General features: G+C 71.1%; 17 protein-coding genes and 2 pseudogenes. 12 read left to right on the top strand and 7 right to left on the bottom strand.

What is annotated here, in order from left to right; genetic code table 11:
- The first annotated feature begins 4 nt into the window (after nucleotides 1–4).
- Complete coding sequence (locus ACTWPW_RS25125) at nucleotides 5–2,419, top strand: glycoside hydrolase family 95 protein (RefSeq protein WP_443170064.1); 2,415 nt, start codon at nucleotides 5–7, stop codon at nucleotides 2,417–2,419.
- A 223-nt stretch (nucleotides 2,420–2,642) separates the two neighbouring features.
- Here the strand turns inward: ACTWPW_RS25125 and ACTWPW_RS25120 are convergent, their stop codons facing one another.
- On the bottom strand, nucleotides 2,643–3,767 hold the full coding sequence (locus ACTWPW_RS25120; RefSeq protein WP_443170063.1) for an FCD domain-containing protein: 1,125 nt from the start codon (nucleotides 3,765–3,767) through the stop codon (nucleotides 2,643–2,645).
- Between the two features lie 161 nt (nucleotides 3,768–3,928).
- Between ACTWPW_RS25120 and ACTWPW_RS25115 the strand changes: the two genes are divergently transcribed.
- The 7 genes from ACTWPW_RS25115 to ACTWPW_RS25085 all read left to right on the top strand — a co-directional run bounded on the left by ACTWPW_RS25115 (nucleotide 3,929) and on the right by ACTWPW_RS25085 (nucleotide 12,370).
- Entirely contained in the window at nucleotides 3,929–5,200 is a 1,272-nt protein-coding gene (locus ACTWPW_RS25115) for an ABC transporter substrate-binding protein (RefSeq protein ID WP_443170062.1), read from the top strand.
- Complete coding sequence (locus ACTWPW_RS25110; protein ID WP_443170061.1) at nucleotides 5,197–6,129, top strand: carbohydrate ABC transporter permease; 933 nt, start codon at nucleotides 5,197–5,199, stop codon at nucleotides 6,127–6,129. Before ACTWPW_RS25115 ends, ACTWPW_RS25110 begins: the two co-directional genes overlap by 4 nt.
- The gene (locus tag ACTWPW_RS25105) at nucleotides 6,126–6,935 is read left to right on the top strand and encodes a carbohydrate ABC transporter permease (protein WP_443170060.1); all 810 of its coding nucleotides are present in this window, start codon (nucleotides 6,126–6,128) and stop codon (nucleotides 6,933–6,935) included. Before ACTWPW_RS25110 ends, ACTWPW_RS25105 begins: the two co-directional genes overlap by 4 nt.
- Nucleotides 6,936–6,937: 2 nt before the next feature.
- Entirely contained in the window at nucleotides 6,938–8,845 is a 1,908-nt protein-coding gene (locus ACTWPW_RS25100; RefSeq protein ID WP_443170059.1) for a hypothetical protein, read from the top strand.
- Nucleotides 8,846–8,929: 84 nt separating this feature from the next.
- Nucleotides 8,930–9,697 (top strand): hypothetical protein, encoded by a 768-nt coding sequence (locus tag ACTWPW_RS25095; protein ID WP_364122373.1) that lies wholly within the window; start codon nucleotides 8,930–8,932, stop codon nucleotides 9,695–9,697.
- Nucleotides 9,698–9,738: 41 nt separating this feature from the next.
- Nucleotides 9,739–11,508, top strand: a complete 1,770-nt coding sequence (locus ACTWPW_RS25090) for a right-handed parallel beta-helix repeat-containing protein (protein WP_443170058.1) — start codon at nucleotides 9,739–9,741, stop codon at nucleotides 11,506–11,508.
- A gap of 289 nt (nucleotides 11,509–11,797) precedes the next feature.
- Complete coding sequence (locus tag ACTWPW_RS25085) at nucleotides 11,798–12,370, top strand: hypothetical protein (RefSeq protein WP_443170057.1); 573 nt, start codon at nucleotides 11,798–11,800, stop codon at nucleotides 12,368–12,370.
- Between the two features lie 4 nt (nucleotides 12,371–12,374).
- Here the strand turns inward: ACTWPW_RS25085 and ACTWPW_RS25080 are convergent, their stop codons facing one another.
- Both ACTWPW_RS25080 and ACTWPW_RS25075 read right to left on the bottom strand, forming a co-directional pair.
- Complete coding sequence (locus tag ACTWPW_RS25080) at nucleotides 12,375–13,244, bottom strand: hypothetical protein (protein WP_375111614.1); 870 nt, start codon at nucleotides 13,242–13,244, stop codon at nucleotides 12,375–12,377.
- Nucleotides 13,245–13,337: 93 nt separating this feature from the next.
- Entirely contained in the window at nucleotides 13,338–13,496 is a 159-nt protein-coding gene (locus ACTWPW_RS25075) for a hypothetical protein (RefSeq protein WP_375111615.1), read from the bottom strand.
- 298 nt (nucleotides 13,497–13,794) lie between these two features.
- On the opposite strand from ACTWPW_RS25075, the gene ACTWPW_RS25070 reads away from it, so the two are divergent.
- From ACTWPW_RS25070 to ACTWPW_RS25060, 3 genes are all read left to right on the top strand, one after another.
- Nucleotides 13,795–14,064 carry a GntR family transcriptional regulator gene (locus tag ACTWPW_RS25070; protein WP_443170056.1) on the top strand — a complete coding sequence of 90 codons (270 nt, stop codon included), beginning with the start codon at nucleotides 13,795–13,797 and terminating at the stop codon, nucleotides 14,062–14,064.
- Nucleotides 14,065–15,009: 945 nt separating this feature from the next.
- Nucleotides 15,010–15,489 carry a hypothetical protein gene (locus tag ACTWPW_RS25065; protein WP_443170055.1) on the top strand — a complete coding sequence of 160 codons (480 nt, stop codon included), beginning with the start codon at nucleotides 15,010–15,012 and terminating at the stop codon, nucleotides 15,487–15,489.
- A gap of 17 nt (nucleotides 15,490–15,506) precedes the next feature.
- On the top strand, nucleotides 15,507–15,863 hold the full coding sequence (locus ACTWPW_RS25060; protein WP_443170054.1) for a VOC family protein: 357 nt from the start codon (nucleotides 15,507–15,509) through the stop codon (nucleotides 15,861–15,863).
- Nucleotides 15,864–15,885: 22 nt separating this feature from the next.
- Here ACTWPW_RS25060 and ACTWPW_RS25055 read toward each other — a convergent pair whose 3' ends face one another.
- A complete protein-coding gene (locus ACTWPW_RS25055; RefSeq protein ID WP_443170119.1) occupies nucleotides 15,886–16,272 on the bottom strand; it encodes a hypothetical protein in 387 nt (128 codons plus the stop codon).
- A 65-nt stretch (nucleotides 16,273–16,337) separates the two neighbouring features.
- Here ACTWPW_RS25055 and ACTWPW_RS25050 point away from each other — a divergent pair, with 65 nt between their 5' ends.
- Nucleotides 16,338–16,889: an alpha-L-rhamnosidase N-terminal domain-containing protein gene (locus tag ACTWPW_RS25050; RefSeq protein WP_443170053.1), complete on the top strand. Its 552-nt coding sequence runs from the start codon at nucleotides 16,338–16,340 to the stop codon at nucleotides 16,887–16,889.
- Nucleotides 16,890–18,016: 1,127 nt separating this feature from the next.
- On the opposite strand, the pseudogene ACTWPW_RS25045 reads toward ACTWPW_RS25050, so the two are convergent.
- From ACTWPW_RS25045 to ACTWPW_RS25035, 3 genes and pseudogenes are all read right to left on the bottom strand, one after another.
- Nucleotides 18,017–18,172 (bottom strand): annotated as a pseudogene (locus tag ACTWPW_RS25045) (DapH/DapD/GlmU-related protein); the annotation flags it as partial.
- Nucleotides 18,173–18,259: 87 nt separating this feature from the next.
- A pseudogene (locus ACTWPW_RS25040) lies at nucleotides 18,260–18,337 on the bottom strand (hypothetical protein); the annotation flags it as partial.
- Nucleotides 18,338–18,607: 270 nt separating this feature from the next.
- The coding region (locus tag ACTWPW_RS25035) for a beta-galactosidase small subunit (RefSeq protein ID WP_443170052.1) at nucleotides 18,608–19,344 on the bottom strand (737 nt) is incomplete at its 5' end.

Raw genomic sequence — 19,344 nt, 5'->3', positions numbered from 1 at the left:
AACCGTGACCAACGACGGCTACACACGGCGAGGCGTACTCACCACCGGGTTAAGCGCCGCGGCCGGATCCCTGCTCGTGAGCGGCGTCGCCGCCGGCCCGGCCCGGGCGGGCACGCAGGGCAACCCGCTCACCCTCTGGTACACCCGCCCGGCCGCGCAGTGGCTGGAGGCCCTGCCGGTCGGCTGCGGGCGGCTCGGCGCGATGGTGTTCGGCGGCGTGGAGAGCGAGCGGCTGCAGCTCAACGAGGACAGCATCTGGGCCGGCGGGCCGCACACCTACGACAACCCCGAGGCGCTGGCCGCCCTCCCGCAGATCAGGCAGTGGGTGTGGGAGGACAGGTGGCAGGCGGCGCAGAACCTGGCCGACCAGAAGTTCCTGGGCAGGCCCAGCGAGCAGGCGCCGTACCAGGTGCTGGGCGACCTCACGCTGACCTTCCCCGGGCCGGCCGAGTTCACCGACTACCGCCGCGAGCTCGACCTCACCAGGGCCGTCACGACCGTGACGTTCCTCCGTGACGGCGTGCGGCACACCCGCGAGGTCTTCGCCAGCAACCCCGACCAGGTCATCGTCGTCCGGCACACGGCCGACAAGCCCGGCTCGGTGACGTTCCGGGCGGCCTTCTCCAGCCCGCAGACCTCGACCGCGTCGTCCACCGGCCGCGCCACGATCGCGATCGACGGGATCAGCGGCGACACCCAGGGCCTGAAGGGCGAGGTCCGCTTCCGCGCGCTGGCCAGGGCCGAGGCGAAGGGCGGCACGGTCACCTCCGACGGGGGCACGCTGGACGTGGCGGGCGCGGACGAGGTCACGCTGCTGATCTCCATGGGCTCCAGCTACCGCAGCTTCAAGGACGTCGGCGGCGACCCGGAGGAGGTGGCCGGGCGGCATCTGGTGCGGGCGAGCGGGCAGCCGTACGAGGTGCTGCGGCGCAGGCACGTACGCGACTACCAGGAGCTGTTCGGGCGGGTCGAGATCGACCTGGGCACCTCGGAGGCGGTCGCGCTGCCGACCGACGAGCGCATCGCCCGCAGGCAGCTCGACACCGACCCGCAGCTCGCCGCCCTGTACTTCCAGTACGGCCGCTACCTGCTCATCTCCTCCTCCCGCTCCCCCGGGTACGCCGCCAACCTCCAGGGCATCTGGAACGACTCGCTCACGCCCGCGTGGGAGTCGAAGTACACCATCAACATCAACTGCGAGATGAACTACTGGCCGGCCGCGCCCGGCAACCTCATCGAGTGCATGGACCCGCTGTTCGACCTGATCAAGGACCTGGCGGAGACGGGCGCGCAGACCGCGCGCACGCAGTACGGGGCCAAGGGCTGGGTGGCCCACCACAACACCGACGGCTGGCGCGGGACGGCGCCCGTGGACTTCGCCTTCTACGGCGTCTGGCCGACCGGCGGCGCGTGGCTCTGCCTGACGTTGTGGGAGCACTACCTCTACACCGGTGACGAGCGGCGGTTGCGCGAGCACTTCCCGCTGATCAAGGGCTCGGTGGAGTTCTTCCTGGACACGCTGCAGACCGACCCCAGGACCGGATACCTGGTGACCAACCCGTCTCACTCGCCCGAGGTCGGCCACCACGAGGACGGCGGCGAGAACGTCAGCATCTGCGCGGGCCCGACCATGGACATGCAGATCCTGCGGGACCTGTTCGGGGCCTTCGAGGAGGCGTCGGAGGTGCTCGGGGTCGAGGCCGGCATGCGGGCCCGGGTCAAGGAGGCGCGGGGGCGGTTCGTGCCCAACCAGGTGGGGCACCTCGGGCAGATCCAGGAGTGGCAGGAGGACTACCGGGGCGACGCCGCCCTGTCGCGCAGCCGGCACATCTCGCACCTGTGGGGGCTGTTCCCGGGACACCAGATCGACCCCCGCCTGTCCCCGTCCCTCGCCGCCGCCGCGCGGCGCACCCTGGAGCTCCGGGGGGAGGCGGGGGCGGGGTGGTCGCTGGCCTGGAAGATCAACTTCTGGGCGCGGCTGCTGGACGCGGCGGAGGCGTACAAGCGGCTGGGGAACCTGCTGGTGCCCGCCCGTACGGCGCCGAACATGTTCGACCTGCACCCGCCGTTCCAGATCGACGGCAACTTCGGCGGCACCTCGGGGATCACGGAGATGCTCCTCCAGAGCCACGGGGACCAGGTGCACCTCCTCCCCGCCCTGCCGGCCGCCTGGCCCGCCGGGTCGTACCGTGGCCTGCTCGCGCGGGGCGGCTTCGAGCTGGACGTGGAGTGGGCCGGCGGTGCGCTCCGGCGGGCCCGCATCCGCTCCACCCTCGGCCGCCGCCTCACCCTCCGCACGGCCGGGGCGGTCACGGTCACCGAACACGGCCGCCCGGTCAAGGTGGAACGACCGGAGGCGGGGGTGGCGGTGCTCGAAACCCGCCGCGGGGCGACGTACGAGGTCACCCCGTCGGCCTGACGGCACCTCAGCCACCCCGGAGACCGCAACTCACGCCCACCTTGCCCCCCATCCCCCGCCCGATCGCCACGCCACGGCGCGAAGCATGCACGCCCCCGCAGGCGGGGAGCCAGCCCAGCTCCCAGCCCGCGGTGGGCGCGAAGCCTGCGCGCGCACGCAGGGTGCCGCACGTGCGGGCGCGGAGGCGTGGGCGTGGGACGGCGAAGGGGGCGACGGCGGGTGGCTACGGTGGCGGGGCCGCGCCGGATCCCGGGGTCAATCCCGCGCCCGATCCCGGGTCCGGGGTCGGGCGGGGGCGGGGGCGGGTGCGCGAGGCCTCTCCCCGGGCGTGGGCGGCGAAGAGGCGGGCGGCCTCGTCGGGGTCGCCGGAGGCCAGGGCCGCCACCAGGTCCTCGTGGTGACCCGCCATCGCCGACCAGTCCCCGTCGTACAGCGGGTTGCCCACCACGTGCAGGCTCCACAGGTTCGACTCGATCGTCCGCCACAGCCGCAGCAGGAAGGAGTTGCCGCAGGCCGCGCACACCCGCCGGTGGAAGGCCAGGTCCGCGTCGCGGAAGGCGCCGATGTCGCCGTCACCGGCCGCCTTCCGCATGGCCAGCACGTCGGCCGAGAGCTGCCGCAACGTGTCGGGCTGGATGCGGGCGGCGGCGCCCCTTGCAGCATACTCCTCCAGCAACACCCTGATGTCGCGAACCTCCCGGGCCTGCTCGTCGGAGATCTCCGCGACGTAGCTGCCCCGGTTGGGATAGGAGATGACCAGCCCCTCGTGCGCCAACCGCTTGATCGCCTCCCGCGCAGGAGCCTGGCTGGTGCCGACCCGGCGCGCGATCTCGGCCTCCACCAGCCGCTGCCCCGCCACCAGCTCGCCCGAGACGATCCAGCCGCGCAGCAGCGCGTAGACCCGGTCCGACAGCAGCTCCCTGGGCAGCAGCCGGGCGGCGGGGGGCGCGATCTGCTGCTCCTGCCAGATGCGCGCCACCGTGGACTGCGACAGCCCGAGCTGGGCGGCCATGGTCCGGGTGGAGGGCACGGCGGCGCCCCCGGCCGCGGCGGCGATCACCCGCTCGGCCTCCTCCCGCTCCGCGCTGCGCGGCCGCCCCGGCCGGGGCGCGTCCGAGAGGCCGTCGAGGCCGCGCTCCACGAAGCGGGCCCGCCATTTCGCCACGGTCGCCGGGCTCACCGCCAGCCGCGTGGCGACCTCCTTGCGGGGCAGCCCGTCGGCGCACGCCAGCACGATGCGGCTGCGCAGCGCCAGCCCTCCCCCGGACTCCCGGGAGGCCCACTCCCGCAGGGTCGACAGCTCCTCGGCGCCCATTACCAGCCGGTTGTCGGCTTCACGTCCTGCCACGCGCCCACCTTAACGTATTTATGACTCAGCAACCCGCTGTACACGTATTTGTAGCGTCGCATTTCCCCTTGACGGGCCCATGTGACCAACGTATTAAATAATCGCTAATCGAGTAACGACCCATTAAAAGGCGTCGCAGATCTCGCCCCCTTGGAGGTGCGATGCGTTCCCCCCGTCCATCCCTCGCCCTGTCCGCCGCCGGCTTCCTGTTCCTGCTCACCGGCTGCGGCGGGGGCGGCTTCGCCGGCGACTCCCAGGCACAGCAGAGCGAGGGCGGCCCGGTCACCGTCCGGATGCTGGTCAACATCAGCCCGAACCTCACCCAGGCGTACTGGGACGGCCTGGTCAAGCCGTTCGAGCAGGCCAACCCCGGCATCGACGTCAAGATCGAGGCGCCGACCGGCAAGGGCGTGGCCGACACGCTGCCGCAGCAGCTCGCCGCCGGCAACGCGCCCGACGTGGTCGAGACGCTGATGGCGGACGAGACGCTGGCCAAGCAGATGCTCGACCTGACCGACCAGCCGTGGACGAAGGACACGCCGCTGGCCGAGCAGGCCAAGCTCGGCGGCAAGGTCTACTCGGTCGGGGTCGGCATCCAGGCGCAGTCGCTGGTCTTCTACAACAGGGCGGCCTTCGACAAGGCCGGGATCAAGACGCCGCCGACCACGTTCGACGAGTTCGACGCGGCCATGGGCAAGCTCAAGGACGCCGGCTACCTGCCGCTGCAGACGGGCGGCGACTTCCTCACCGGCCTGCAACTGCTGCAGCTGTCCAACCCGAGCCGGGCGCAGACCCACCCGGCCTGGCAGCAGGACATCAAGGCGGGCAAGCTCAAGGCGGGCGAGTCGCTGCTGCCGTACCTGGAGCGCTACCGCACCTGGATCGACAAGGGGTACGTCGACAAGAACGCCCTCGGCATGAAGTACGCCGACGCCGAGACCGCGTTCCTGTCGGGCAAGTCGGCCATGTACGTCATGGGCAGCTGGTTCACCGCCACCGAGGCCAAGGCCGAGAAGGACTTCGAGGTCGGCGTCTTCCCCGCCCCGGTCGACAAGGGCCAGACGTACCCGGGCCCGCAGGGCGCCACGCTCGCGGCCCCGTACATGATCCTCAAGTCCACCCCGCAGAAGGACGCGGCGCTCAAGCTCGTCCAGTGGCTGGTCACCGACCCGGCGGCGGTCAAGAGCCAGCTGGCCCAGGACGGCAACTTCCGCACCGGCGTGGAGCGCGAGTTCACCCCGCTGGAGAAGCAGGTGCAGGAGATCCTGGACAAGGCTCCCCAAGGCGTCCCCCAGGGCGAGGGGTACGGCGACGCCACCCTCCCCAAGGGCTTCAACGCCGCCTGGAACACCGAGGTCCAGGGCCTGTACGTGGGCAAGTCGCCCAAGGAAGTGGCCGAGGGCGTGGACCGCTGGCTGGCCGGACGCTCATGACCCTCACCCGGGAAGCACCCACCGTCGCGACGGCGCGGCCGGCGCCCCCCAGAAGGCGCGGGTTCGACGGGCTGGCCAACACCCTCATGGTCGCCCCGGCCACGATCCTCTACGTCGTGATGCTGATCGTCCCGGTCGTCCTGGCCCTCTACCTGAGCCTGACCGACTGGGACGGCTTCAGCGCCGACCCCGCCTTCGTCGGCGCCGCCAACTACGCCGACCTGCTGAGCGACCCCGAGCTGCGGCGCGCCTCGCTGGTCACCCTGCTGGTCGCGGCGGCCGGCACGGCCGGGCTGAACCTCCTCGGCCTCGGCTTCGCCCTCCTGGTCAACGGCGCCTCGAAGGCGAACACGTTCTTCCGGATCGTGCTGTTCTACCCGCACGTGCTCAGCGCCCTGGTGGTCGGCTTCCTCTGGTCGGCCATCCTCGGCACCACCGGCGCGGTCAACAATCTGGTCACCACCTGGGGCGGCGAGGTGATCCCGTTCCTGTCGGACCCGACCTGGGCCACGGTCACCATGATCGCCGTCCTGGTGTGGGCCGGGTTCGGCGTCAACGTGGTCCTCTACCTCGCGGGCCTCCAGGCGGTGCCGCACTCGCTCGTCGAGGCGGCGCGGATCGACGGGGCCACGCGCCTGCAGGTGTTCAGGAACGTGACGCTGCCCGCGCTGGGCCCGTCCGTGACCGTGAACATCGTGCTGTCGCTGGTGACGCTGCTGAAGACGTACGACCTGGTGGTCTCGCTGACGGCGGGCGGCCCGGCCGGGCAGACGCAGACCGTCGCCTACCTCATCCTGTGGAACTCCTTCCACGACGCCCGCCTCGGCTTCGGCTCCGCGCAGTCGGTGATCCTGATGCTGGTGACGGCGGCGCTGGCGTTCGTGGTGACGAGGCTGCGCAGGCGCGGCGAGCTGGCGGTGCACCAATGACGAGAAAGACCTTCCTCTGGGCGACCGTCGCCTTCATGCTCATCCCCCTGTACGTGCTGACCGTCAACGCGTTCAAGGGCCAGCAGGACATCCTGGCCAACCCGTTCGGCCTCGGCGGCCTGACCCTCGAACCCCTGGGCAGGGCGCTGACGAACCCGCAGTTCAACGTGGTCAAGGGGTACGCGATCACGCTGCTGTTCGTGGTGGCGGTCAACGTGCTGTCGGTGGGGCTGGCCGCCCCGGCCGCGTACGTGATCGCGCGCAGCCCCAAGCGCCGCTTCCGCCTGCTCATGCTCTTCTTCCTGGCCGGCACGTTCATCCCCGGCCAGGTGCTGGTCATCCCCGTCGTGTACGTGCTCAAGACCCTGGGCCTGATGGGCACCATCCGCGGGTTCGTGCTGTTCGAGACCACGCTCACGCTCCCGTTCTCGATCTTCCTGTACGCGGGCTACATCGCCACCATCCCGGCCGTGCTCGACCAGGCGGCGGCGGTGGACGGGGCGGGCCGGCTGCGTACGTTCTGGCAGATCGTCTTCCCGCTGATGCGGCCCGCGGTCGCCACGATGGTCATCCTCAACACCTTCTCGGTGTGGAACGACTTCGTGAACCCGCAGATCATCCTGGGCCCCGGCAGCGGCCTCTACACCGTCACCACCGGCGTCTACGCGGCGGTCAGCCAGTACTCCACCGACTACACGGTCGTCTTCCCGACGCTGCTGCTGGCCATCGCACCCCTGCTCGTCTTCTTCGTCTTCATGCAACGGCACATCATCAGCGGCCTCACGGCAGGAGCCACGAAAGGGTGATCATGCGCGAGATCAGAGCGACGGTGCCGCTCGGTGTGCCGCCGGCCTGGGCGGTGCTGGAGCGCAGGCTGTTCGACGCCCTCGACGAGGCGTGGCGGGCCTTCGCCGCGCGCTACTGCGGCCCCGACGGGCGGCTCGTCTACCACGGCCCGGCCGCGGACCGCGACGGGGCGGACGACTTCTACGAGGCGTTCTTCAACTGGCCGACGCTCTACCAGCTCGGCGGCGCCGACGACCTGCTCGACGCCGCCAAGCACCACTGGGAGGGCGTCACCGCGCAGCTCACCGAGCTGGGTTACCTGGTCGACGAGTACGAGCGCGGCTACGACTGGTTCCACCAGGGCGAGTCGATGCTGCTGTTCTACGGCATCTGCGCGGCCGACCCGCGCGACGAGCGCTTCCGCGAGCGGGCCCGCCGCTTCGCCGACCTGTACCTGCCCGGCTCGGCCAACTACGACCCCGAGCACGACATCATCCGCGCCCCGCACAACGGCGCCGGCGGCCCCCGCTACGGCCTGCAGCGGGAGTGGGCCTCCTACCACGCCGACCTGGTCAGCATGCGGCCGTTCGGCCTGCCGCTGCGCGACCTGCCGGGCATCACGGAGTGGCGGGACCTGGCCGACCCGAGCAACGCCGCGCGGATGGGCGCGGCGATGAGCGAGCGCATCGGCCGCGGCGACGTGGCCGTCAACCTGGCCGCGACCAGCCTGGCCGTCAACGCCTGGCTGTACGACGGCGACGACCGCTACCGCGACTGGGCGCTGCGCTACATCGGCGCCTGGCAGGGCAGGGCCGAGGCCAACGGCGGGATCCTGCCCGACAACGTGGGCCCGTCCGGCGTGGTCGGTGAGCTGCACGGCGGCCGCTGGTACGGCGGCAACTACGGCTGGCAGTGGCCGCACGGCCTCTACAGCGTCGGTGCCGCCGCCGCGATCGCGGCGGTCAACGCCCACCTGCTGACCGGCGACGACGACGCGCTCGCCATCGGCCGCGACCCCCTGGAGATCGTGTACGGCCGCGCGACCCGGGCCGCCGTGACCGAGACGGACATGAGCATCAGCGACCGCTGGCTGGCGGAGCTGGGCGACGAGGCCGGCAAGCCCACGATGCTGGTGCCCAACCGGCACGACGACCACGGCTGGTTCGACTTCCAGCCCCCGCAGCTCGGCCTGCCGGTCTGGCTCTGGCACATGACCCTCGCGCAGGGGGACGCCGACCGGCTCGACCGGGTACGCCGGGGCTCGGGCTACGACTGGACGACGGTGCGGCCGTTCCGCAACAAGGAGGAGGCCGGACACGAGGCGCCCTGGCTGGAATACCTGCGCGGCGCCAACCCCGCCTTCCCCGAGCGGATGCTCACCACCGCGCTCGGCCAGGTGCAGCGCCGCATGGCGCTCATCGAGACGGACGAGGCGGACCTGGCCACCGTCCACGTGCACCACTGGCAACGGCTCAACCCCGTGGTCACCGAGGCGCTGCTGCAGCTCGTCACCGGCACCCCGCAGGTGCTCTACAACGGCGGGCTGCTGCCGGCCCGGCTGGCCTACTTCGACGCCGACCGCCACCGCCCGGGGCTGCCCGAGGACGTGGCCGCGCTGGTCGGCTCCGTACGCCCCGACGGCACCGCCGTGGAGCTGGTCAACCTGAGCCTCAGCCGGACCCGCAGGGTGATCGTGCAGGCCGGCCAGTTCGGCGAGCACCGCATCGACCGCGCGACCGTCACCGCCCACGCGGACGACGGCTACCCCGGCGACCCGCGCGCCTACACCGCGCCCTCCGTCACCGAGACCGAGCAGGAGGTGACGGTGGACGGCCCGCGCCTGCTCGTGGAGCTGCCCCCCGGCCGCCGCATCCGGCTCGACCTGCACACGACCGCGCGCGTCCACACGCCGTCGCACCAGCACTACTGACCCGCGCGAGCACCACCGACCCGCACCAGGACCACTGACCCGCGCGAGCACCACCGACCCGCGCCGGCACTACTGAGGAGTTACATGGACGACGCCATCTGGGATCTGCCCGTTCGCGGGAAGCTGCCCGCCGAACCCGATCCCGCCCTCGTGGAGGGACTGTCCCGGATCAGCTCGGCCACCGCCTGCGCCAAGTTGCACGCGCAGGGCATCCGGCGGACCTTCGTCGAGGGGCCGCGTCCCATCGCGGCGGGGCAGAAGGTCGCCGGCCGGGTCCGCACGCTGCAGTTCATGCCGCAGCGCGAGGACATCGCCTCCGGGCTCGGCCAGGAGTACGTCGAGCGGCACACGGCCCTGTGGCACGTGCTGGAGGACATCCGGCCCGGCGACGTGCTCGTCGTGCAGGCGTACGGCAGCGCGTACACCGGCTGCTTCGGCGACATGCTGGTGCGCTACTTCAAGCGCAAGGGCGGCGCCGCCATCGTCGTGGACGGCCGGATCAGGGACCTGCCCCGGGTGAGCGGGCTCGGGGTGCCGATCTGGTGCACGGGCGCCACCCCGCACTACGCCTCGCAGGCGGAGCTCTTCCCGTGGGCGTACGACGTGCCGGTGGCCGTCGGCGGCGCGCTCGCGCTGCCCGGCGACCTGTGCGTGGCCGACGACGACGGCGCCGTGGTGGTGCCGCTGCGCCGGGCCGGCACGGTGCTCGACGCCGCCGCCGACCACGAGCAGTGGGAGCGCTACAGCCGCGCCCGCATCGAGGAGGGCGGGGCGCTTTCCGACTACTACCCACTCACCCCCGAGACCCGCGCCGACTTCGAACGGTGGCGGGACATTAAGGAGAGCCAGTGATCCTCAGGTCCGTAGGCGCGGTCGTCTTACTGGTAGGCGGCTTGACGACCCCCACGCCGTCGGCGGCCCGGCCCAACTGCGACTACTACGTCTCCACCGCGGGCACCGACCGCGGCGACGGCAGCGCCAGGAGCCCGTGGAAGACCATCGAGCAGGCCCGCGACGCGCTCAGGGCCAAGAAGAACCACCAGAACTGCGACATCGTCGTCAACGTCAAGGCCGGCGACTACGTGGTGGACAAGACCATCGAGTTCACCGAGGCCGACTCCGGTCAGAACGGCCACAGGATCACCTATCGCAGCGCGGACGGCCCGGGCAAGGCCCGCCTGCTGGGTGCCAAGCCGGTGACGGGATGGCAGAAGTACAAGGACAACATCTACAAGACCAAGATGGATCGTACCTTCTACACGCTGTTCGAGGACGGCAAGCGCGCCACCACCGCCCGCCACCCGAACCGGACCAGCGACGACCTGTGGTCGCCGTACCTGTTCTCGGTGCTCGGCGAGCCGGAGAAGGAGGCGGTGCGCCAGTGGCTGTACTTCAAGCCGGAGGACGTGCCCAAGGAGTGGGACGCCGACTTCGACCGGAACTCGCAGATCGTGGTGTGGTCGGGCGGCTCGTGGAGCTGGTTCACCGACACCGTGCCGCTGGGCGGCGCCGACTTCCGCAAGAACTTCTTCACGCTCAACCACTGGGCCAGGTACGCGTTCGTCAACAGCCGCAGCGGCTCGCGCTACTTCCTGCAGAACACGCTGCGCTTCCTCGACCAGCCCGGTGAGTACTACTTCGACTTCGCCAACAGCGAGGTCTACTACTGGCCGCGCGGGTCCATCGACCAGGTCGTGGCCCCCACGGTGAGGACGATCCTCTCGCTCAAGGGCAGCACCCCCGACCAGCGCGTGCAGAACCTGGCCTTCGACGGCCTGGCCCTGCAGTACAGCGACTTCGTGGACTGGTATCGGGCCGGCTGGATCAGCGAGGGCGACTCGGGCTACGAGCACAAGTACCCCGTCTACGACCGGCAGATCGAGATGCCGCGCAACCGGTTCGGCATGATCACGCTGACGAACACCCGCGACATCGACCTGACCGGGCTCAACCTGTCCGACAGCGGCTACATGGGCATCTACCTGCTCTTCGCCAACGAGCGGGTCAAGGTCTCGGACAGCCTGCTGGAGAACATCGGCGCCGACGGCATCAAGGTCGAGGGCGGCTATCCCGGCGAGGGCGACATCTCCGGGCACCACACGATCACGAACAACTACATCCACCACGTCGGCGAGCTCGTGCCCGGCGACGCGTCCGGCATCGAGCTGATGAGCACGGGCAACAACACGGTCAGCAACATCAACGTCAGGCACAGCGCCAGGTACGGCATCAGCCTGGAGGTCCGGCCCGAGATCAAGCCGGCGGACAACTACGCCCGCAACAACTCCTTCTCCTACATCAAGCTGGAGGAGACCGGCCTGGACAGCGGTGACATGGGGGCCTTCTACACCTACGGCGTCAGCAACGTCGAGCCGCACCCCATGGACAACCACGTCAAGCAGATGGTGATCACGGACGTCATCAACGACCCGGCCGGCGCCATGCCGGACAGCGGCACCCGGGGCGTGCACATGGACGCCGGCGGCTGCGGCTTCACCTTCGACAACATCGAGGTGGGCAAGGTCAGCGACGACAAGTACCAGAGCTACCAGTGCAACCAGGTCACCAACGCGAACTGGGCCGCGGGCTTCGACGCCTCGAAGATGGAGTACGACAAGATCGGCGTGACGGACGCGTTCCCGTACCCGATCCCGAGCAAGTGAGCTGACGACCCGGCCACTGACCGGGGCGCCGGGCCGGCCGGCCCGGCGCCCCGTCCATCCGGCCACCCCCGCAGGACGGGCTTCCTGGAGCGCCCGTAAACGACCCGACGCACCACGGCCCCCCTTCCCCCCGCCCTCGCCCCCTATCGCTGACCCGCCTCGGCTTCCTCACGCTCGGCACCGCCACCACCGTCACACTCGCCCTCGCCCCCTCCCCCGCCACCGCGGCCGGTCCCACGGGCGACTGGTTCGCCCGGCCCCCAACGAGCACGGCCGAATCCGCCTACGCGTGACCCTGCAACCGGCCCAGGCCCGGATCATCGCCATCGGCCGCCCCAGCCTGTTCGGCGACAGAACCGGCACACGCCCGCACGTGGTGACCACAGACGCGGACGCGGTGAGATTCGACGGCCGCCACCTGACGATCCGCGCCACGCACGCCGCCGCCTGCACCACGACTCTCTCCGACGGCCGCTCGATCACCAGCGCCATCGGCCCGGTCCCCTCCCCCATCCCCCTGACCTCATGGCACCTCACGGTGGAGGACTGGCGCCCGGTCTCGAAGATCGCCCACTCCCTGACCCTCGACCCCCTGGTCCGCTGGTCGGCGATCCCCGAACTGGCCGACGCGTCAGGCGTAGGGACGTACACCACAACCGTCGACCTGACCGACACGTCGGCCTACCTGGAGCTGGGCGGGATCACGGACACTTGCCGGGTCCGCGTCAACGGGCGCCCCCTCGCCCCGGTGGACCAGATCCACCCCGTCATCGACCTCGCCGGAGTGCTGTCACGCCAACCGTACGGCCTCCTCGGCCCGGTACGACTGGTGCCGTACGCGGAGGCCGAGGTGCAGACCTGAGCCGCTAAGGATGCTCTTCGAACAGATCCTGAACAGTCCGCGCGGTAACCGCACGAGTGGCCCAGGCTTCAAGCTGAGCGAGGTCGGTGCAGCCGGCGATGCGGTCGCGGATGTCATCCGGCACGTCGAGTCCACGCGTGGCCAGCACAAGCAGAACCACCTTGGCCTCTCCCCTGGCCTCGCCTCTGGCTTCCCCTCTCGCTTCCCCTCTGGCCTCGCCTTCTTTGAGGCCACGGCCATAGTGTTCACGGGCGAAGGGACTGTAGACCGGCCAGGCTGTGGACGTCATGATCTCCTCCAGGAGACACCGGATCTCGGGCGCCGCCATGCTGTAGGCGTATTCATAGTACTTCGTAGCGTGTTCATCAGGGGCGTCGCGCAGCGCTGCCGCGAACGATTCGACCACCTTGCGCTCGCGGCCGTGCACCATGACAGACATGACCGCGAGCCCCATGTGGGCGACCGCCTCCTGCGGGTCGGTGATGGCAGGAACACCGTCCGGCCCCAGCACCCGGGCCCGCAGCCGAAAGCCGTCCACCCCCGTCTCGATCGGCTGCGCGTAATAGGTGGCGGCCGCACGGTCGGGACAGACGACCAGGACGGTGACGTTGCAATCGAGGAGTAGCCAGACCGCTGCGGCATAACGGGCAAGCTGCCGGGGATCCTTGGAGGTGCCCTGCTGGATCTCCACGATGACGGCGTGCGCGGGGCTCTGCGGTGGCCCCAGGGTGAGGACCAGATCGGCCTCGATGTCGTCGGAAGGACGGGTGTTGAACGTGCGTTCCTCCTGCCGGATCAGCGGAGTGTCGGGCAGTTCCACACCCAGCTGGTCACGCAGAATGTCCACCGCCAATTGAGGGCAGTCGGCGAACATCTGAACGAGAGCGTCATGTCGGGGGGACGGCATGACGCTCATTGTTACACGTACGTCACGTTGTGTGACGGATGTTTCCTCGAACGTGCTCGGCTACCGTGCATCCCCTTCAAGAAGGTCGTTCCACAGCTGCTTCGCCTCCGCCGCCCCCGCCCACGGGCTCTCACTGATCCGATCACCGCCGCCCACCTTCTCCGTCCGGCGAATGCAGCCCTTGCCGTCCGCCGTGCACAGCGCGTACACCTCGGTCATGCACTCGCACGTATGACTCCGCACCCTGATGGCGCAGTCTCTGGGCGCCGGCTCCGACCAGTCGATCGCGACGCATCCCTCCTTCGGCGGCTTCGGATGCGGGCCGTGAAATCCCTCCATGTCCATGCGAACCTCCCAGGTCATCGTTCGATCACGCTGCGGAAAGGAAGCGCTCCACCACAACGTTTGTGGTTGTCTCGCTACAAGAAGACATCCTAAGACCTCTTAAGACTTCAGGAAGCGTCTTGGGAGGTAGCCGTTCGTTACAGCAAGTCATGGGTCCCGTAGGGTCTGGCTCATGGCTCTGCAGGATAAAAGCGACCGAATCGACCATGATGGACCGAAGCTGGTGTGGCAACAGGTCGCCGAGGACGTCGAAGCCGAGATCGCCTCCGGCAGGCTCCTCCCCGGCGCCAAGATGCCGGCCGAGCTCGAGATAGCGAGCCAGTACGGCGTGTCCCGGGTCACCATCCGCCGCGCCATCAAGGAACTGGCCGAACGCGACCTGCTCATCGTCGTCCACGGCCGCGGCACCTTCGTCGCCCACGGCGCCACTCCATCGACGTGACAACCAGACAGACCGGAGGAGTTGCAGGCCCGCGATCGTACGGTCCGCCGTCGCCGTGGACAGCGCTTAGCCTTGCACCGTGAGTGGCGAACGCGGGCGCGCGCTGCGCCGGCAATACCCGGAGCTGGCCTCCGACCTGGCCAGGTTGTTGACCGAACACGGCGAAGCAGGCTTGGCCGACCTCGTCGCGCACCTCAGCGAGTCCAGCACCGAGGGCATGCGGGATCTCGTCAACGGGCTGCGGCGAGACCGGCGGGCCCACCCTTATCGCGGACTCAGGGAATACTCCCGCCACATCCGGGACGTGCTCGACTATGGCCGGCGCGCACTGCAGGACGGCCACGCGGATGCCGTACGCGACCATCTCCGTCGCGCCGTCGAACGCGTCACCGACGCGCTCACGAGTATGGACGACTCCTCCGGGATCGTCGGCGACGACCTGTCCGAGCTCATGAGTTTGTATGCGAGCACCTGCACGGCCGCCCCGCCGCCCGCGCCACGTCTGGCTGCCTGGCTCGTGGACATGAAGCTCGACGGCCCCGGCTGGCCGGCGATACGGCTTCGCGACCTCGCCCCGGCACTCGGCCCGGACGGGCTGGCCGAGTGCGCCCGCCTGGTCGACGAGCGCCGCTCCGCGACCGACCCCGATTCGTGGACGGCCACTTGGGGCATCCGGGACCTACGCGAACAACTCGCCGAGCTCAGTGACGACGTCGACTCCTACGTCGCCGTGCTCGCGGAGGATCTGCGGAGCACCACCCAGTTCGTGACGATCGTGACGGCGCTGCACGGGAGCGGGGTGCGCCTCCGACGCCGAACACTGGGCGCGTCGCGGCCTCGCCGAATCAGCCCATCCCACCGCCTCGGAGAAGCTCCGCGACCTGCTGGTCGGTCGGGCGGCGGATCGGGGTGCCGTGCGAGGACGTGCTGTTCCAGGACTGCGACATGCGGTACCGGTACGGGTCCGTCGCCGTCGGCACGGACACGACCGGCGGGTTCGGGAACGTGTTCATGCGCCGCTACCGCTGGGGCGGGCTGGGCCGCTATTTCGGGCTCTACATCAAGACGAACTCGGTGCGCGGCGGCTTCGTGGAGAACGTCTTCGTCGAGGACGTGGAGATCAGCGAGCTGACCAAGGAGGCCGTCTCGATCGACCTGTACCACGGGGACGGGCACACCGGCGACGATCCCCCGCCGGTGCGCAACATCCACGTGGCCGGGGTGCGCAGCGACCGGACGCGGAGCGCGTACCTGCTGCGGGGGTATTCCGAGCAACCGCTGCGGGACATCACGATCAGGGACAGCTCGTTCGCGCGGGTGCTGCGGGCGGACGTGGCCGGCGACGTGGCGGGGTTGTCGGTCGCGCGGGTCACGGTGGAAGGCGCCGGACCGGGCCACAATCCGGCAGCAAATCATCCGGAATAGCGAATATGTTGCCTGACATGGCTATCGGTCGTTTCCCAGGCATCGTCATAGATTGTCCGGATCCAGGGGCCCTTGCCGCCTTCTACGCCGCGGTGCTGGGCTGGAAGGTCAAGGCGGCCCCGGACTGGGTGGAGCTGCGGTCGGATGACGGCGACTGCATCTGCTTCCAGCAGGTGGAGGGTTATGTCGCGCCCACGTGGCCGACCCAGGGCGTGCCCCAGCAGATGCACTACGACATCGTCGTCGACGATCTCGACGTCGCAGAGGCGGCGGTGCTCGAACTCGGGGCGGTCAAGCACGAGCACCAGCCCGGTACGACCTTCCGGGTGTTCCTCGACCCGGCGGGGCATCCCTTCTGCCTGTGCCTGACCTGACCCCGGCCGGCGGTGGCCGGAGTCAGTGCATCGGGGCCCAGACCGTCATCGGACCCGCGCCACGGTTGGCCCAGGCGTAGTACGGGACGAACGTGAGCTCGACCGGGCCCGCGTGCTCCGGCTCCCGGGGTCCGGTCGCGGTGCGGTAGGGAAACCGTCGTCGTCCGGCCGGTGCTCGTGGGCCCGGCCCCGCGCCAGGACCGGGACCACCTCGGCGGGCAGGCCGGGAACCCGAGGGCCGTCGCGCAGGTCGGGGGAGGCCACGCACAGGTCGTCCACGATGTACCCCGGGGGGGTCGGTCTGCTCCAGGCAGTAGACCAGGGGGCCGCGCTCGACCGCCACCGGGCCCCGGGCCACGTCGAGGCGCGGCTCGGCGGTGGTGAGGCGGGGGCGGACGGCGAGGCCCAGGGTGATCCGGTCGCCCGGCTGCCAGGACGACGAGCACCGAGGTCGCGGCGGGCCGCGAGTACCGGGTGCGCTGGCGCGGCGACGACGTGATCGGCATCAGCCCCGAGGGGACCGCCCGGCCCCGCGGCCTGTACGAGCTGCGCGTCAACGGCCACCGCGTGGGCAACGGCGAGCTGACCCCCGGGTGGACCGACTACCGGCAGCGCGTCCCCTACCAGGTCTACGACGTCATCGACCTGGTCGGGGCGGGCCGCTGTGCGTGGGGGCGGTGCTGGCGACGGCTGTGGTCGGGCAGCCTCGGCTGGGACCTGCCCGGCTTCGACGACTCCTCCTGGGCCCCGGGGCGGGTGGCGGACACCGGGCACGCCGTCATCGTGCAGTCCGCCGCCGAGCCCCCCGCCGGGCGCCCTGGCCACCGTCCATGTGCCGAACGATGGACCCCGCGTCGGTCCGCGAGTCCGGGGGACCGGTGGCCGGGATCGCCCGGACCGGCGGGTCGGCCGTGGTGTGCCGGGCCGGGTCCGGGCGGCATTCGTTCACCGCGGCGTGCAATCGATGACGCTCAGGCCGGGTGGTGGATCGCCGGCTCCGGGCGGTGGACGCCCCGGGGGCGGTAGCCGAGGGTGTCGGAGATGCCCAGGTAGTCGGCCAGCAGCCAGATGATGGCCAGCCACATCTCCGTACCCTGCAGGCCAGGCGTGCGCGCCGCCCCGCTCCCCCGGGTCAGGGCGAAGCTGAGGCCCGCGCCGTCGTGCCAGCCGCCCAGCGCGCGAGCCAGGTTCTCCCTGGCCCATGCCTCGCCCTCCGCCCTGCGGTGCCGGGTCTGCCGGCCCGCCAGCCACAGGGGGTGGATGACGTCGAGGACGTTGCAGGCGTTGCCGGTGTCCGGGCCGAAGTAGCGGGGGTCGCGGGCCTGGGCGAGCACAGTGTCCACAGCCCGCTCCGGGTACGGCAGCGGCAGCCCGAACTGCGCGAACGTGCCCCTCGTCAGCCGGTAGAAGCCGTTGACCACCTGGAGCCAGCCGGCGTCCCCGTCCGGCTCGCCCCACATGCCGTGGGCCTGGCGGCACCGGGTCAGCAGCCAGCCGTACAGGGTCTCCAGGTTCTCGCCGCCGAGGCCGAAGCCGGCGAGGTTGCGGTAGAGGCCCGTGCCGAACGCGTCCACCCACGACCCCGCCGTCCACGCCTGGCGTGCCCAGTCGAGGCCGTCCAGGGTGCTGATCAGGTCCTTCGGCGCCAGGTCGGACACCGCGCGGATCGGGTGGCGGAAGCGGGTGCCGAGCAGGTCGAGCGCGTACCCGACGGACAGGATGTGGTACGCGGCGACGCCCTCCAGCTCGGGCCGCCCGCCGTCCGCCCGCCCCCGCGCGTCGTCCGCCTGCTCCCACGCGTCGTCCGCCTGCTTCCCCCCGGCATCCGCCTGCTCCCGCCCGGCGGCCGCCGCCTCCGGTGAGCTCGGGGCGCCGATCTCCGGGACCAGGCCGGTGGCCGGGTCCTGGCGGTCGCGCAGGAAGGCGACGACCTCCTCGCGGGCCGGGGCCGGCGGCGGGCCGCCGAGCAGCAGGTCGGCGATCTCCACGGCGTCGCACCACGCCCGCACGGTCGGCTCGGCGCCGGGGCGGTCCACGTACCGCTCGCCGGTCCAGCAGCGGGCGAGCACGTCCTCGGCCTGCTCCCTGGCGCGGTCGGCGAACGCGGTGAGCCGCCCCTCCAGGTCCTCCCCCGCGGCGGGCCGCGCGCCGCGGCGGTCGCGGATCGGGCGGGCCGGGTTGCCCGCCACCATGGCCCACGCGGGCACGTCCTTGGTGACGACCGAGCCCGCGCCGATGACGGCGTGGTCGCCGATCGTCACGCCGTCGAGCACGACGACGTTCGAACCGATCCACACGTCGTCGCCGACGCGGATGCCCTTCGAGGTGATCGGCTGGCGGAAGACCGGCCGGTCCGGCGCGGTCCCGTGGTTGAAGCCGAGCAGCGACGTGTGCGCGCCGATCCGCACCGCCGTCCCGAGCACCACGTCCCCCCGCACCACCGCGTACGGGTTGATCGTGCAGTCGTCGCCCATCGTGATGTCGTCGGTGACGTACGCGTGCGCCGCGATGTAGCAGAAGTCGCCCATCCGCAGGCGATCGGTGTGCACGGCGGCCAGCGGGGAGACGAACGCCTTCCCCGCGGTGTCGAGTCCGGCCTTCACCCGCAGCCCGCCCAGGTGACTCTCCTGGGCGCGGCGCTCCTCCTCGCTCGCGTGGTCCCAGAACAGCCACGGGCAGAAGTCGAACTTGGACGGTTCTGTCATGCCGTCAGCATCCTCTCGGCTCGATCCATCGAGAACGGCTCAATCCACCACGGACAGCGTCATCGACCAGGTGTAGGGCCGGACCGCAAGCCGGTACCGCCCGGGCAGCGCCGGGCCGCAGGAGGCGCTGCCGATGCCCTGCTGGCCGTGGTCGAGGTTCAGCCAGACGCGGCCGGAGTCGGTCAGGTCGTGCGGGCGGCGGGCGGCCGTCAGCGCCTCGCTCGTCCAGCGGCGGGCGGTGAAGTCCAGGTACGGCTCGCCGTCCACGCGCAGGATCGGCAGGCCGGGGCCCGACAGCTCCAGCCAGCGGGTCTCGACGTGGTTGCCGTTCTCCTGGGGGACGACGTACGGGGTCTGGAGGGCGTCGATCGAACGGGCGTAGCGGCCGACCCGGGCGGCGGCCCGGCTGTCGGCGTACGACTCGCCCGGGCCCCGGCCGAACCACATCACGTCGGTGTAGCCGCCGGGCAGGGCGAACCGGGCTCCCACGCGGGGCGGGCTCACGGTGAGGTGCCCGTAGGCGGTGTCGTGCCAGTCGCCCACGGGATCGGCCTCGATCCGGAGGTGGAGCGCGCCGTCCTGCCAGCGGTAGGTGCAGGTGGTGCGGAAGCCGAGGGTACGGGTGGCGGGACCGCTCCGGCCGCGGACGACGATCGTGCCGTCGTCGGGTCGCTCGATGCCGCCGCCGCGGTGCAGGAACCGGTCGAGGCCGACCGCCTCCCAGTCGGCTGCCAGGGCGTTCCTGGGGCCCTGGCCGCGGTCGTTCTCGGTGGGGG

This window comes from Nonomuraea sp. KM90 (genome assembly GCF_052246675.1).
In the GTDB taxonomy this organism is placed as follows: Bacteria; Actinomycetota; Actinomycetes; order Streptosporangiales; family Streptosporangiaceae; genus Nonomuraea.
Note: the sequence above shows the minus strand (reverse complement) of the source record. Positions and strands in the feature narration are given on the sequence as shown.